Genomic DNA, 15799 nt, shown 5'->3' with positions numbered 1-15799 from the left:
CGACCGGATTCCTCGGTTCGTGGGCTTGGGCGGATGACATTCCCACACCTGCCACGCGTCACGGCGCGCCGTGCGGGTCCGTTTTCTGCATTCGATCAGGAGTTTTTCACAATGCCGTCCTCCAACGCCAAGTCCGCCGCCACGGCGACAGACCCGGGAATAACCGAGCCCATCACTACCAAAGTTCTCATCATCGGCAGCGGCTTCTCTGGCCTCGGTATGGCCGTCCAGCTCCGACGACGCGGGTACAGTGATTTCATCGTTCTAGAAAAGGCCGACTCCGTCGGTGGGACGTGGCGCGACAACACCTATCCGGGATGCGCGTGCGACGTACCGTCACTGATGTACTCCTACTCGTTCGAGAGTCGCGGTAGCTGGTCGAAGGTGTGGTCCTCGCAGCCCGAAATCGAGCAGTACCTGAAAGATATCTCCAACAAGCGTGGTGTCACTCAGAAGATCCACTTCGGGCAGAAGTTGGTCTCCGGATACTGGAGCGAGTCCGAATCTCGGTGGCACCTGCGTACCGAGTCGGGCCGGGAGTACGTCGCGCAGTACATCGTGTCCGGTGTCGGCGCTCTGCACATCCCGAATTTTCCGAATATCCCCGGAATCGACGAGTTCGCCGGTCAGGCGTTCCATTCGGCACAGTGGGACCACACGGTGGATCTCCAGGGCAAGCGGGTGGCCGTCATTGGCACCGGTGCCAGCGCGATTCAGTTCGTGCCGTTCGTGCAGAAGGACGCCGGCACACTCACGGTCTTCCAGCGAACCCCGGCTTGGGTACTTCCACGCAAGAACTTCGCGGTGCCGCCGGTACTTCGGACGCTGCTCAGCAAGATCCCTATTACTCGCCGCCTCGCTCGGTGGTCGGTCTACTGGGGCGCAGAGAGCCTGGCCTTCGGGCTTAACGGCCACTCCAACCTTATGCGACCGATCGAAAAGGTGGCGAAATGGAACATCGAGCGTTCTATCACCGACCCCGAGCTCCGCCGGAAGCTGATGCCGTCCTACCGCATCGGATGCAAGCGCATCCTGGGATCGAACGACTACTACCCTGCGCTCGCCGCCCCCAACACGACAGTGATCAGCGATCGGATCGAAAAGATCACTGCCGATTCGATCGTCACCCCTGACGGCGTGTCACACCCTGTGGATGTGATCATTTACGCCACAGGGTTCCATGTCACGGACGGGTTCGATCAACTCGCGCTCAAGGGCGCTCGGGGCGAGGACTTGCCGTCGCACTGGCACCGGACGGGCATCAATACCCACCTCGGCATCACCACCGAGGGCTTCCCGAACCTGTTCTTCCTGCTCGGACCTAACACGGGTCTTGGGCACAACTCTGTCGTGTTCATGATCGAGCAGCAGATCAAGTACATCATGAAGGCCATCGACGCCGTCGACAGTCGAGGTGCGGAGCGTGTTGATGTGCGGGCCGAGGTTCAAGAACACTTCAACAAGAGCATCCAACACAAGCTCGCCAAGGGCGTGTGGACCAACGGCGGATGTACGAGTTGGTATCTGGACTCGCAAGGTGTCAACCGTACGGTGTGGCCCGGGTTCACCTGGCAGTACTGGCGAGCGACGAAAGACTTCGATCCCGCCGAGTACGAGATCGCCTGACAATCCAACCGTAGGTCATCGAGAAGTGAGTATCCGACAGTGAGTAGTTCGACAGCAGGCAATTACGCGACCCAGGTCGCAGTCGTCACGGGAGCCGCCTCAGGGATCGGTCGGTCCCTTGCCCTCCAACTGGCCGAACGCGGGGCCAGCCTTGCCTTGTCCGACGTCGACGAAGTGCATCTCGAGGAGACGGCGGACATGTGCCGTACCGCGCATCGTGCGACCGTGGAGACCGCGGTGTTGGACGTGGCAGATCGTGCTGCGTTCCAGGTTTACGCAGAGAGCGTGCAGTCGTCTTTCGGGCGCGTCAACATGGTGTTCAACAATGCCGGCGTCGCCCTCGGCGCCGACGTTGTCGACATGTCCTGGGAGGATTTCGACTGGCTGATGGGCATCAACTTCGGTGGTGTCGTCAACGGGACCAAGGCGTTCCTGCCTTATCTGATCGCCTCTGGTGATGGTCATCTGGTAAACACCTCCAGCGTCTTCGGTCTGGTCGGGATCCCCAGTCAAAGCGCTTACAACGCCGCGAAGTTCGGTGTGCGTGGCTTCACCGAAGCGCTTCGGCAAGAGATGAAAATCAGTCGGCATCCGGTCACGGTGACATGCGTTCACCCCGGCGGCGTCAAGACTAATATCGTCAACAACGCTCGTGGTGTATCCGATATGGGGGCAGATACCGCCACCATTGCCTCGATGTTCAACAACATCGCCAGGACCACTCCGGAGAAAGCTGCGTGCGCCATCCTCAAGGGAATGGACAAGAAGAAGCCCCGAGTGCTGATCGGCGCAGACGCACGTGGCTTCGACTTTGTCGCACGCGTTGTCGGTCCGCGCTACCAGGACATCTCTGCGCCTGTCACACGCGCGGGCTACGCCTTGGCTCGTAAGCGGGGGATCATCAAATGACCCTCGAACAGGAGAATCGGCCGGGCACCACCGCGCGATCGCGAACGCTGACCGTGTCGGAGGTCGTGCAGGAGACCAAGGACTCCGTGAGCATCGCCTTCGAAGTGCCTGACGAGATCGTCGACGATTTCAAGCATCTACCCGGGCAGTTCATTACGTTGAAGATCCCGTCCGACCAGACGGGCCACGTCGCACGATGCTACTCGCTGAGCAGTTCGCCTCATGTCGATGACTTCCGCCTCGAGATCGGGGTGAAGCGCACCGCTGGGGGGTATGCGTCGAACTGGTTGTGTGACAACGTTTCCATCGGCATGGAGGTGACCGTCCTCACGCCATCGGGAAAGTTTACCGCTAAGAGCCTCGACGTCGACTTGCTCTTCTTCGCTGGCGGAAGCGGCATCACTCCGGTTCTGTCGCTGGTGAAGTCGGCTCTGGTGTCGGGCAGTGGGGAAGTTGTCCTGTTCTACGCAAACCGTGACTCCGATTCGATCATGTACGAGTGCCAGCTTGAGCAGATTAGATCTGAATTCGCCGAGCGGTTCACTTTGGTTGACTGGCTTGAGTCGGAGAACGGGATTCCCACATCAGAGGCTGTAGAAAAGATTATTCGTGAACACAAGGGATCGGCAATTTTCACCTGCGGGCCTTCCCCTTTCATGGATCTTGTGGAAAGCTCTGCCGCCGCATGCGGAGTGGATCATTCGGATGTACATCGAGAGGTATTCCAGTCGCTGACGGGTGACCCGTTCGACACCGCAACACTGCGTCGACTCAGTGACGACGAGGGTGTAGCTACGGCCACGGTTTACCTGAACGGAGAGTGCATCACCACGGAGTGGCCACGTAACACGCCTCTGCTCGATGTGCTGCTCTCGCGAGGGCACAATGCCCCGTACTCGTGCCGAGAGGGCGCATGCAGCGCGTGTGTGTGCAAGCTCATCGATGGCGATGTCGAGATGGTGCAGAACAACATCCTCGTAGACGACGACATTGAGGACGGCGAGCGACTCGCGTGCCAGGCACTTCCGCTCACCGACGCTGTGACGGTGAGTTTCGATGACCTCTGACTCCTCGAAAGCTGGCCTATTGTCGCGGCGGTCGCGGGAGGTTCTCTCCAGTGACGGCACGAGGCTGTTTGTCGAGGAGTACGGGCTCGGTGATGATGCGCCGCTGCTGGTGTTCAGCCACGGGTGGGCTTGCCAAGGTCGGTTCTGGAGACCTCAGATCGAGCACTTCGCCACCACACACCGTGTGGTGGTGTATGACCAACGAGGGCATGGCTGGAGCGACCGGGGTCGCGCGCCCTTCTCTTCGTCGGTGCTCGGCGACGATCTCGAGGCTGTCTTGCGCGCTGTCGTCACGTCTAATCGTAAGGCATTGGTGACCGGTCACAGTATGGGCGGGATGTCCATCATGGGTTGGGCTGCCGAGCACCCGGAGTCGGTGCCCGTCTTATCCCGCGGTGCCGTCTTGGCGAGTACCGGCCCCTCGCAGTTGGTGAGTAAATCGACGCTAATTGGGTCGCCACGTCGATTCCGCGCCTCACTGGAGCGGGCCTTCGCAGCCGGGCTCGCCACCGCGGGACCGGAGATGCTTGACACTCGCTTCAACCGACGGTTGGTGAAATACGGGACGATGGGTCCACACGCGCCAGCAGACGTTGTGGCTGAGTGTTCCGACATAGTACTGCGGTGCCCCCCTGCGGTTCGGGGAATGTGGGGCAGGGTCCTGGCCACCATCGATGTGAGCAAAGGAATCGACTCACTTACGGTTCCGACGACCGTGATCGTGGGCTCGGCCGACAAGTTGACACCCGCGGTTCATTCCATTGATCTCGCCGACCGACTGCAGCAGCGCCGCCGGTTGCATGAGTTCGTGGCGTTGCCACAGATCGGTCACATGATCAACATGGAGGCGCCAACCTATTTCAACGAAGCAGCGGCCCGATTGGACGCAGCCACGGTAGGCGATGGCTTTTGAACCGTCGACCGGACACACATGAGCTCGTGAGACGGCCACGATCGTCGACAGGCCGCGCGTGTCCGAGTTGGGAGGGGTCCATCGAGGCGTACAGCATCGATGGCATCGCCACGGTGATCTTTTTTCGTCGATGGTGCGCAGCACCTCGGCGGATAAAACTTCGGCAGCACCATCATCGGGCCGTCTTTCGTCAGGGTCGGTACGAAGAACGCAGCCCCGCAACAGCGGGGTGCACAACGAGAATTTGGGGTACCCGGCCATTCTCACTCCGGAGAGTTGAATCTGCGTCATCGTGAACAATGCCGAAGCCTGCCGATGGCTCCCTTCGGCTTTCCGGTCGTGCCGCCGGTGTATGTGATCGACACGGTGCGATCCGGCGGCCGATCGGCTGCTTGAGGGAGGGTGCCGAACCGCTGCGAGCGAACCGAGAGGTTTCAGCGAACGGCTCTCCAGCCCGACTCGCTTGAGAGGACCCTTCAGGGTATTGTTAACCCCACAATGTCATTCGTCCGCCGCGTTTCATTTACTCCATCTCAGGTGCAGCGTCGAGTTACCGATGCCCGTAGCACCCGCTGGGATGAGCATAGAGTCGAGGTACGCGCGCAGCTGGTCGACGCGACCATACGGATCATCGAACGGTATGGTGCAGGCGTCAGCATGGACGACATCGCTGCGGAGGCCCGTGTATCTAAACCAAAGCTGTACCGCTACTTTGGCGACAAAGCGGGCTTGAACGCGGCGGTGGCGGCGAAACTCGGTGCGTTGATGTGGGATTCGGCGAAAGCCACTATTCTCGCCGACCAAGATTATCTTTCGGTTGACGACATGGTTCGCTCGTCCGTCCAGAGCTACGTCACGATCGTCGGGCAGTATCCCACTGTCGTCAGATTCCTTATGGCGAATCACTTGTTTCAGTACTCCGGATCGGGAAATGGCGGAGTTGCTGACGAACTGAGGTCGGTGATGGAGGTCGTCGCCGATCGGTTCACTGAAAGTCTTCAGCGTGTTCACGCAGATACTTCGGTCATTCCCTTGGCCGTGGCGTCCATTCTGGGTTCTGGTCTATCTGCGACTCAGTGGTGGATCGACAACGGTCGTGAGCAAGGGGTGGACGATACGTTCTTCGCCGCACACCTATCAGAGACGACGTGGGGAATCATCGACGGCGCGGCCGCAACCGTAGGCGTGGCCTTCTCACGCAGTCTGCCATTCAGCCATCCCGGTTTCGCGTCCCGCCACAAAATGGACTGAATCACCCTAGATATCCCAGAATTGTACCTTGTCAAGCTGCGTCGGGTTGTTGCGCGGTGCGGTATGCCCAAGCGGTGTGTTCGTCGTATTCGGTGCAGTGGCGTACGCACCCGTGCAGGAGCCCGACAAGTCTGTTGGCGAGTGCGCGGAGCGCTTGGTGGTGGAGGTCTCCGGTAGCACGGTGTTGTTCGTAGAACGCGCGAGCGGCCGGACTCTGGCTGAGGGCGCAGAACGCCCACCGGTCGATGGCATCGTAGAGCCGCCGGTTGCGGATATGTCGAGCCAGTACGGCCCGCTTCTTGCCCGACGCAACTGTCAGGGGTGACGTACCGGCGTAATTCTTGCGAGACTTGGCGTTGGTGTAGCGGTCGACGTCGTCGCTGAATTCACCGAGCCCCGGGCGGCGAGGATGACACCGATTCCTGGCAGGGAGAGGTAGATGGCGGCGTTGTGTGTCAGCGTCCGGGTGTGTTTCAAAATGGCGGGTCAGATCGGCTTCGAGGTCGCCGATCTGACGGTTCAACTCCGCGATCAACGCCAAGAGTGCGCCCGGCATCGCGCTCGACCTGCGCTGCGAACGCCTGCAACCACGAAAGGCGAACGCTACCGATCCCGTTTCTGCGCCCGCTGCGCACTCCGCGACGACCTCCATGCAATCTTGATATTCGATAACGAGGACATCGCGCTGGACGCGCTCCTTCAAGCGTTGGGCGCAACAAATCGACCTCAGAGCGCGGTCATCTTGATGCGAGGCGCGCGGGCCTCGCCTGCCGCCGCGGAGCGGCAGAGATTGGGGTCGTCGCAGCATTCGGCCGAGGCAGGTCGGGTGTGAGATAGTTGCATTCGCGAGATGCCCTTCGTGGTGGCTGGAATGTTCCCTAGACAAGAACTCAGTTACGGGCAGTCCGCAAACGCGGCCTCAGAATAGTCATCTCCAGGTCCGAAATCCTCGCGGCAGATCACTTCTCTCTTTAAAGCTATGTCGGCTTGGTCGATCCTTTAGTGCGGTTCACTTCTGACATAGTGCAGTTTATCTTTCGAAACTAACAGCGGTGCAGGCCGAGCGCACGAAGACGCGACAGACTCGGCACAATGTTTTCACGACAGAGAGGTCCGACCATGAAAAGAATTCCAGACGAGGTCAGCGGGTCGGCCGGCCCCGCTATCGAGAACTGGGCGCGCTCGTTCTGGAGCACGAGTTTCGATTCGCCTGATCTACCGCCCCACCACCCCGACTGTCTTGGTTGTGGGCCGCAGAACCCGCACGGCCATGCCCTGTCGGTCCAGCGTGACGAGAACGGCGTGGTGGCTCACCATGTGTTCGATCAACGTCATGTCGGGGCACCCGGGATAGCACACGGCGGCGCGGTGGCGACCGTTCTCGACGATCTGTTCGGCTTCCTGCTCTACACAGTGGGTGAGCTCGCCGTGACGCGGCGTCTCGAGCTCGACTACCTAGCGCCGGTTCTGCTCGGCACTCCATACGTATTGCGTGCTGCCGTTCGGTCTCGTGATGGGCGCAAACTGGATCTCACGGCCACGATGGACGATGCGCAGGGCCGCTCGGTAGCCACCGCTACTGCCCTGTTCGTGGTGGTCGAGGTCGAACACTTCATGCAGTCCCAAGCCCGAGCCCAACTCCGGGCCACAGACACGAATCACACCGAAGAATAGACACCCTGGCCGACCTTCACCGACGTCCGTCACCCGCGGTGGCTGTCGTACGGCTGCGTCTACCTGGCGCAAAGACGGCGAGGACGAGTGCCCCAGCGGCGGTCAGCGCCGCCAACGACAGCGTCGCCTGACCACTTCCGTGTACGAATGCGGCTCTGGCGAACTCGGCCAGCGGCTGACCAGCTGGTCCTGCGCGGTCGGCGACCTGCAACGCGGCGGCCAGAGAATCGGCCACCGGACCACGGGCAGGCTCGGGTAGCTGGGGCAGAGCCGGCTGAATGTGCTGAACGTAACCGGCCGCGAGCACGCTACCGGCTACCGCAATCCCAATCGCGGCACCGATTTCGCGAGCTGCGTCGTTGACCGCGGCAGCCACCCCGTGCTTGGCCTCAGGAGTGTCCGAGACGATGGCGAAAGTCGCAGGGGCGGTACACAACCCCAAACCCGCACTCATGATGAGCAAGGGCCACAGCAGGTCAGGGTAAGTTGCCGCGACGGTCAATCTGCTCACCATCACCAGTCCCGCCGCGATGGTGAGCAGACCTACAGTGGTCATCACCCGCAGGCCAACAATGTTCGACAGCCAGGGTGCAATCACCGAGATCACGATGAGCGGCACGACCATAGGGGTCAACGCCAACGCGGCGGTGAGCGGTCCATAACCGAGAATCAACTGCAGATACTGCACCAACAGCAAGAACACCCCGAAGGTCACCAGAAATTGGATACAGACCGACAGTGCGCCGGCACCGAAGCCACGGCGGGCGAACAACCGGACATCGAGTAGGGGTGCCGAGGAACGTAGTTCTACGACGACGAACACCACAACTGCGAACAAGCCCACCGCAGTGCTGATGGCGACGAGCGAATCCGACCAGCCACGGGCCGGAACCTCGATCACAGCGAAGACGATCGCCCCGACCGCGACAACTACGGTCACCGCGCCCACCCAATCGACCGGTGGATGCTCCTGCTGGCGGGACTCCGCGATACTGCATGCCAACCCGGCCAGAACCGCTCCGGCGACGGTCAACCCGACGAACACCGAGGTCCACGACCACTGTTCGAGCAGCACACCAGCCCCGAGGATGCCCAGGACCGCCCCGGATCCAGCAACCCCGGCCCACACACCTACAGCGCGGCCGCGATGCGCCGGTGGAAATCCCGCGGTCAGTATCGACAGCGTCGAGGGCATGACCAGCGCCGCACCCGCCCCAGCCAACGCGCGAGCAGCGATCAGCCACGCCGGGTCGGCGAGAAACAAGGGCAAGGCCGACGCGAAAGCGAACAACGCCAACCCCGCCACGAGCACCCCGCGGCGACCGTACCGGTCACCGATCGCACCGGCAGGCAGAACGAAGCACGCCAATACCAGCGTATAACCGTCGACTATCCAGGTCAGTTGAGCTTGCGTCGCCCCTGTCGCGACCGCGATCTGTGGCAACGCTGAATACAATGCCGCCATTGCGGCCACCACCAACGCGACCGCCATGCACGACACAATCAACATCCACCACTGGGCACCGCTCCATCGAGCGACGCTGGCAGAGTCGGATCTACGTTCGTTCAACGGCCAGCCTCCCAGTTAGAGACTGATCGTCTCGGTACGAGACTATTAGTATCATAACTTTGCGGGTGTGACAGAATGGTCAAGCGAGGACATGTTTTGTCAGTCAAAATGGAGCGGAGCCCGTTCATGGTCGACCCTCTCGTTGCAGCCGAGGGCCCGGCCGACCCCCGGCTGGCGCGCTCACGTAACCGGTTGCTCGAAGCGGCGGGCCAGCTGCTGTCCACCGGCGGTGTCGAGGCGGTCACCGTGGAGGCGGTCACCCGCATGTCGAAGGTTGCACGTGCCACTCTGTACCGCCACTTCGGAAGTACCACTGACCTGCTTGCTGCAACCTTCGAGCGACTACTACCCCCAGTCGACACCGATATCGATACCGGTCCGCTACGTGAACGTCTGATTTCGTTGCTCACCACCCAAGCCGACCTCATCGACCAAGCTCCGGTGCAGATGACCACGCTGGCCTGGCTGGCAATGGGACCCGTCAACAGCGGCGACGCCAGCCGGCGCGATCTCGATCCTGGCGCGGTGGTCTCGCTTCGGGCCCGTGTCATAGAGCAATACCGCAGGTCCCTGGATCAGATCCTGACGGCCCCTGACGCTCGCGCTGTACTCGGCGAGATCGACACCACCTTCGCCTCATTCAGCTCCTCGGACCGATAGTGTTCGCTCGCCTCACAGGACTGCGCCACATCCACGCCGACGACTGCATCCAAATCGTCGACAACTTTCTCGCCGCCCATGCCGCAAGTGTCCGATCGAGCACTTCGCGCGACCACAGCCGTCCACGGCCGGCCGCGACGCTAGACCCGCAGCTCACCGACGGCCAATAAAACTTGATGCGAAATTTCACCATCAATGCGCTATCCAGTCAGGGATCGCAGCGCTCACTGGATACGGCCGGACGTGTGCTCGAGAACTCGGAGTTGCACTGCAGTGCACTTCTGACATCGTGCAGCCGTCTTCTGAAACTGACACGAGGAACGCGAATCGGTCGTAATCTGCTCCAATAATCCGCCCGTTCGACTGTGTTCTGTTGGGAACCCTCTCAACAAAAGTTGAGCAACGCTATGGGGCGTACCAGACTTTCCCGGTCACCCGATCTCGAGCCCTCGAAATTGCTACGTTCTGCCGGTCCGAAGTGACATGGGACACCGATCGTTGCAGGGGAGCGAGAATGCACGTAGAAGCACTGTTCGGAGATGGTTCGTTGCGTCCGGTCTGGCCGCACGCGGATGCACTGATCACCAGCGAATGCACGGGGCTTCGCTTCGCCGGCAAGTACGCCGACGTCGTCGCTCTGAGCAACGGTGATCCGACCGCGTTGCGGCCGTTCGTCGACGAGGACACCCGACGCCGGGTGGCGAGCATGGCACCGCCGCGCACCGACACGGCGCTGGTGTTCGGAGCCAACGGATTCCTCGGCGCGCACCTGATCGGCCGACTCACTCGTGATTCCGCCGTCGAGGTCGTCTATGCGATGGTGCGCCCCACCGAGGAGGAGACGGCGTTCGAGCGCCTGCAGCGCACCTTCGACCAGTACGAGATCGAGGTCGACGCCGACAAGATTCGCATCGTCGAGGGCACTCCCACGACGTTCCGGTTCGGCCTCGACAAGGCCGCCTACTACGACCTGGCTGCCGGAGTGGGGCAGATCTTCAACTGCGCCAGCTCCACCGATTACACCGAGAGCTATGCCGAACTGCGCGACGACTGGTTCGTCAGCGTGCTGCGGATCCTGGAATTCAGCATCACCTCCGCCCGTAAGCACCTGACGTACGTGGGCAGCATCGGTGCCCACCTCTATCAGAAGCCCGAGGACTTCCGTCGTCCCGACTCGTGGTGGTACTCCGGATACGCGCAGATGAAGTGGGTCAACGCAACTCTGCTCGGATGGCTGTCGATGTCGGACACCTACTCCGTCACTCTGTGCGAGGCTCCGTACATCCTCGGCAGCACGGAGCTCGGCCGAGATCCCGGTCGCGTGTACAGCTTCTGGCGCATCATCGAACTGGCGATCGCAGCCGGTGCCATCTGGGACGGCCCGGGCATGAACTACGTCCCGGTCGACGTGATGTGCGACGTCATGGCGAGCAACTCGTTGCGCAGTCATCCTCTGACGAGGCTGTTGCCGAGCAATCCCACCGGATACGGGCACGACCTCTACGCCGAGCTGCTCGGGCTCGATCTGGTGAGCTGGGAGGAGTTCAAGGAGCGTGTCAGCGTGCGTATCTCTCCTCGTTTCGCCGAGACGATGCTGGCCGACAACATCGACCAGCTCATGCGCCTGGTGCACAAGCCCGAGGCGATACTCCCACTCGACCACGACATCTCGTGGTGCGACCACCGCCGACTGTTCGAGCTCTATTTCGAGAAAGCACAGCTCAAGACGCTCACGCCCGCCGCCGTCAACTGACGTGGCAGACGGATTCGAGCCCACCTCGGTGCGCCTACGGGACGTACCCATCGGCCGCGAGGTGACCAACGGCGTTCTCTCGCTCGGCTTCTACGTGGTGTGTGGGCTGATCGGACTGCTGCCCGGCCCGGTGCGGAACTGGGCAGCGGATGCCTTCGTGACCTGGTCGGAGAGCGTCGACGAACAGCGGCACAGCTGATGTCGTGGTGTCGGTGGGCCCTCGGCCTCGCTGCGGTGCCGGCGGCTCTCTTCGCGTTGTTCGTGTACTGGCGGACCCGGTTCTTCTTCCGCGATCCGCACCGCGAACCGCCGGCCGATCCGCGGGCGGTGCTCGCTCCGGCGGACGGGTTCGTCACGTACGTCAAGCGTGTGGAGGCGGGCAGTGCCGCGTTCGCCGTCAAGAAGGGGCGGACGATCGTCCTCGACGAGATCGCTGGGGTCGCCTCGACCGACAGCGGCTACCTGATCGGGATCTACATGTCCGAATACTCGGTGCACCGCAACCGAATTCCGGTATCGGGCACCATCGGTATGCGTCGTCATCGGTCCGCGGCACCGTTCAACAAGTCGATGGCCAGAGTCGGTGCGAACCTGTTGACCCGGCGCACTCCCTACGACGAGGGCTGCGACTACCTGCTCACCAACGAGCGGCTCACCATCTCGATCGAGCACGAGTCCGGTGCCGTGGTGACGGTGACGCAGATTGCCGATCTCTGGGTCGATCGCATCGTCGCGCACGTCGCCGTCGGTGACACCGTCGAGCGCGGCGAGCAGTACGGAATGATCCGCTTCGGTTCTCAGTGCGACGTGTTCGTGCCCGACGCACTCGTCGACGAGATCACTGTCCGGCCAGGCAATTACGTGTTCGCCGGCGAGACGACGGTGGTGCGTTCACCGATCCTCGTCGACGGCAGACAACCGAGCGAAGAGGAACGATGATCACGATCGAAGAGGTCGACGGCAAAGCCGGTTGGCGTGAATTCGAGTCCGTCTCGGACCTGGTCTACCAGGCGATCCGTACCGCCTACCCGACGAGTCGATGGACCTGGGCCGAATTCTCATCGCACCGCCGCCCTCGGTTGCCGCCACCCGCGTCACGAAAGCATTTCTGGCTCGCGAGAACGGGATTGCCGTCGGTCGCGTCGTGGCCATCCACGATCTGTCGTTCACCGAGTACACGGGGGGAGCCGATCGGCTTCTTCGGCTTCTACGAGGCGGTCGACGATCACGACGTCGCCGAAGCGCTGCTCGACGCTGCGGCGCACTGGCTTTCGGCGCGCGGACTCGCGACGATTTCCGGGCCCTTCGGTCCGTCGATGTTCTACAGCGCAGGCATCGTCGTCGACGAGGTCCCGGCGCTGCCCCTGGTGGGGATGCCGCACAATCCGCTCTACTACGCGGCCCACTTCGAGAAGTGGGGTCTGATGGCGGTCAAGGACTTCTACAGTTACCTTTTCGACGACCCGTGCATCATCTACAACGACCCCAAATACGCGCGGCACATGCAGATCTTCGAGAAGATCAAGGCGCGATCCGAGGTGACGTTCCGGTCGATGAAATACCGGACGTTGCGACGCGCGCATCGTGCGGGATCTCTACAACAAGACGTTCGTGAACTTCTGGGGCTTCTCGCCGCTGTCCTACACGGAACTGTTCGAGTTGCTGAAGATGATGCTTCCGGTCATCGATCGTCGGCTCACCCTGCTGGCCGAACTCGACGGCAAGCCCGTCGGCTTTCTGATGGGAATCCCGGACGTCAATCAGGCCGCCGCGAAGGCGTCGCACCTGAAGTCGCGCTGGGCACGAGACCTGGTGACGCTGTGGCACGTCAAGCGTCCGGGTCGCACGGAGGTCATCGACGGAGTGCGGGTGGACATGCTGTTCGTCGATCCGGATTGCCCCGATCGAGCCGTGTCCTCTCTGCTGATCATGGAGATGTCGGTGCGTATGCGCGATCTCGGGTTCACGCGCGTCGAAGCGGCTCCCGTGCTCGACGACAGTCCGTGGATGAAGGGCTCGGTCCTGTCCCGGACGAAACTCGCTCCGCACCGCACGTACCGCATCTTCAGCCGGGAGTTGACGTAGATGACCGACACGATCTCGCGAATCGACCCGCAGGTGAGCTGCGGAAACATCGGCGACCGGTGGGGTCGACTGGTCGCGCGGCGACGCTGGGTGGTGCTGGCGATCTGGACGCTGCTGGCGGTGGGATCCGCGATTCTGTACCCAGCGCTGCAGAACTCCCTGGTGGGGGCCAACTTCTCCGTTCCCGGAACCGAATCCAGCCGCGCCGACCAACTGGTCGAGCAGCATTTCGCGTCCTTCGGCTCGGAACAGCTCGTCGTCACGTTCACCTCGGATTCGGTGGACAGCCGGAACCCGGCCTTTCGCGCACGGGTGGCCGAGGTCGCCTCGTCACTGAGGCAGTCACCGGACGTACTGCGTGTCGTCGACCCCTACGAGAGCGCAGGATTCGTCCCGACGATCTCCGACGACGGGACCTCGGCGCTCGCATTCGTCGGCATCGGCGGAGAGGCCAGCGATCGGATCGCAGTGGCCGAACGCGTGCAGGAGATGATCGGCGGTGCGTCCGGTGATGGCGTCGAGGTGGCGGTGACGGGCTACTCGCCGATGACCGTCGATCTCACCCGCGTCGAATCCGAGGACGCCGTGCGGGCCGAGAGCATCGGTCTGCCCATCGCTTTCGTGGTGCTGGTTCTGGCGCTGGGTTCCGTGGTCGCGGGCATCGTGCCGCTGGTCACCACCGGAATCGGAGTGCTGGCGGCGTTCGGCATGTTCGCGTTGCTGTCCAACGTGATGACCTTCGATGTTCTCGTCACCACGGTGGCGGCGATGTTCGGTCTGGGTCTGGGAATCGACTACGCACTCTTCATCGTCAGTCGGTTCCGGGAGGAGATCGGGCGGGCCGGACCCGGTGAAGATTCGGACAGGACCGAGCGCGCGGTGGGGGCGGCCATGGGCACCGCCGGACACATCATCGTCATCTCCGGTCTGGTCGTGTTGATCGCACTCGGAGCCCTCGCGATCGTCGATGTCCCTGCGGTGCAGAGCATCTCGTTGGTCGTCGCGCTCACCATCGCCACCGTCGTCGTGGTCGCGTGGACCCTGCTGCCGGCACTTCTCGCGGTGCTGGGAACGCGCATCGGGGCCTGGTCGCTGCCGCGACGATTCCAACCTCCCTCGGTCGACGAGCACGACGCCGCAGTTCCCACGTGGTGGTCGCGGTGGGCGCAGCACGTCATCGAGCGCCCCTGGCGTTACACGGTCGCATCCGCCGCCGTCCTCATCGTCTGCCTGGTTCCCATCGGTTCGATCTCGTACGGGGTCGATCTCGGTGCCGAGGCGCTGAGCGCGGAACCGTCCGGACGAGCCAACACGGTCCTGACCGAGAAGTTCGCGCCCGGCACCATCTCGCCCATCACCATCGTGTTCACCGGCGAGGACGACAGTCCATTGGGACCGCAGCAGATCGCCACGGTCGACGCGTTCGCGAACTCCGTGCGCGGAGACGATCGCGTCGCCTACGCGTTGGCGCAACCCGAGGGCGGCCGGTCGTTGCTGATCGTGGTCCCGTCGGTCCCGATCGACTCGACGGAGGCCGCCGACCTCGTCGAAACCCTGCGTTCTCAGGCAGTTCTCGCCGGTGACGTGGACGGCACCAGCGTGTCCGTGGGCGGTACCACCGCGCTGGTGGTCGACGCATCCGAGGAGATCTCCGGCAAGTTCGTCTGGGTCGTCGCCGCGGTACTGGCCTTTTCTCTCTGTTACTTGGCCGTCGTGTTTCGCAGCGTGGTGATCCCGCTCAAGGCCGTCGCCATGAACCTGCTGGTCACCGGGGCAGCGCTGGGTGCCACCGTCGCCGTCTTCCAATGGGGTTGGGGTTCGAGCATTCTCGGCTTCGAGAGCCCGGGTTACATCCAGGTGTATCTACCGGTGACGGTGTTCGCCGTGGTCTTCGGTCTGTCGATGGACTACGAGGTGTTCCTCATCGGCCGTATGCGAGAAGTGTTCGTGCGGGAAGCGAGCAACGACGTCGCCGTCGTCGACGGCATCGAACACACCGCCAGGCCGATCACCGCCGCCGCCGCAATCATGATCGCCGTGTTCGCCAGCTTCCTCACCGCAGACGTGCTCGAGCTCAAACAGTTCGGCTTCGCTCTTGCCATCGCGGTGCTGTTCGACGCCGTGCTGGTGCGCATGATGCTGGTGCCGGCGATGATGAAGCTCTTCGGCGAGCGCAACTGGTGGCCCGGTACGCGGAATCGTCAGGTGGTCGGCAACTGAGCCGACGCCAGCAGCGAGCCGTCCGCGCCGCGGATCTCGATCTCGGTGACGTCGCCGCGAAGTACCGCCGC

The 15799-nt window shown here is 62.4% G+C and carries 12 protein-coding genes and 2 pseudogenes; 12 read left to right on the top strand and 2 right to left on the bottom strand.

Annotated features, from left to right (window positions below; genetic code table 11):
- The first annotated feature begins 111 nt into the window (after positions 1–111).
- The 5 genes from RHBS_RS02205 (at position 112) to RHBS_RS02180 (ending at position 5766) form a co-directional block, all read left to right on the top strand.
- Entirely contained in the window at positions 112–1626 is a 1515-nt protein-coding gene (locus RHBS_RS02205) for an NAD(P)/FAD-dependent oxidoreductase (RefSeq protein WP_032370853.1), read from the top strand.
- Between the two features lie 39 nt (positions 1627–1665).
- Positions 1666–2535, top strand: a complete 870-nt coding sequence (locus tag RHBS_RS02200) for an SDR family oxidoreductase (RefSeq protein ID WP_027498241.1) — start codon at positions 1666–1668, stop codon at positions 2533–2535.
- Positions 2532–3602, top strand: a complete 1071-nt coding sequence (locus RHBS_RS02195; RefSeq protein WP_032370854.1) for a ferredoxin--NADP reductase — start codon at positions 2532–2534, stop codon at positions 3600–3602. Before RHBS_RS02200 ends, RHBS_RS02195 begins: the two co-directional genes overlap by 4 nt.
- A complete protein-coding gene (locus RHBS_RS02190) occupies positions 3592–4515 on the top strand; it encodes an alpha/beta fold hydrolase (protein ID WP_032370855.1) in 924 nt (307 codons plus the stop codon). The genes RHBS_RS02195 and RHBS_RS02190 overlap by 11 nt, the downstream gene beginning before the upstream one ends.
- 498 nt (positions 4516–5013) lie before the next feature.
- Complete coding sequence (locus RHBS_RS02180; protein WP_128644720.1) at positions 5014–5766, top strand: TetR/AcrR family transcriptional regulator; 753 nt, start codon at positions 5014–5016, stop codon at positions 5764–5766.
- Positions 5767–5797: 31 nt separating this feature from the next.
- Here RHBS_RS02180 and RHBS_RS02175 read toward each other — a convergent pair.
- A pseudogene (locus RHBS_RS02175) lies at positions 5798–6313 on the bottom strand (transposase); the annotation flags it as partial.
- A gap of 572 nt (positions 6314–6885) precedes the next feature.
- On the opposite strand from RHBS_RS02175, the gene RHBS_RS02170 reads away from it, so the two are divergent.
- Positions 6886–7440, top strand: a complete 555-nt coding sequence (locus tag RHBS_RS02170) for a PaaI family thioesterase (RefSeq protein ID WP_027498237.1) — start codon at positions 6886–6888, stop codon at positions 7438–7440.
- A 16-nt stretch (positions 7441–7456) separates the two neighbouring features.
- On the opposite strand, the gene RHBS_RS02165 is transcribed toward RHBS_RS02170, so the two are convergent.
- On the bottom strand, positions 7457–8932 hold the full coding sequence (locus RHBS_RS02165) for an MFS transporter (RefSeq protein ID WP_371827903.1): 1476 nt from the start codon (positions 8930–8932) through the stop codon (positions 7457–7459).
- A gap of 204 nt (positions 8933–9136) precedes the next feature.
- Here RHBS_RS02165 and RHBS_RS02160 point away from each other — a divergent pair.
- From RHBS_RS02160 to RHBS_RS02135, 6 genes and pseudogenes are all read left to right on the top strand, one after another.
- Positions 9137–9840: pseudogene (locus tag RHBS_RS02160) on the top strand (TetR/AcrR family transcriptional regulator).
- A gap of 344 nt (positions 9841–10184) precedes the next feature.
- Positions 10185–11423 (top strand): SDR family oxidoreductase, encoded by a 1239-nt coding sequence (locus RHBS_RS02155; RefSeq protein ID WP_027498234.1) that lies wholly within the window; start codon positions 10185–10187, stop codon positions 11421–11423.
- 1 nt (position 11424) lies between these two features.
- Positions 11425–11622 (top strand): hypothetical protein, encoded by a 198-nt coding sequence (locus RHBS_RS02150; RefSeq protein ID WP_027498233.1) that lies wholly within the window; start codon positions 11425–11427, stop codon positions 11620–11622.
- Entirely contained in the window at positions 11622–12362 is a 741-nt protein-coding gene (locus RHBS_RS02145; protein ID WP_027498232.1) for a phosphatidylserine decarboxylase, read from the top strand. The genes RHBS_RS02150 and RHBS_RS02145 overlap by 1 nt, the downstream gene beginning before the upstream one ends.
- Before the next feature lie 645 nt (positions 12363–13007).
- A complete protein-coding gene (locus RHBS_RS30055) occupies positions 13008–13508 on the top strand; it encodes a hypothetical protein (protein ID WP_027498230.1) in 501 nt (166 codons plus the stop codon).
- Entirely contained in the window at positions 13509–15728 is a 2220-nt protein-coding gene (locus RHBS_RS02135; RefSeq protein ID WP_032375379.1) for an MMPL family transporter, read from the top strand.
- Positions 15729–15799 lie beyond the last annotated feature (71 nt).

It is taken from the genome of Rhodococcus sp. BS-15 (genome assembly GCF_000813105.1).
In the GTDB taxonomy this organism is placed as follows: Bacteria; Actinomycetota; Actinomycetes; order Mycobacteriales; family Mycobacteriaceae; genus Rhodococcoides.
The sequence above is the reverse complement of the archived record's forward strand: the minus strand, read 5'-3'. Positions and strand labels throughout refer to the sequence as shown.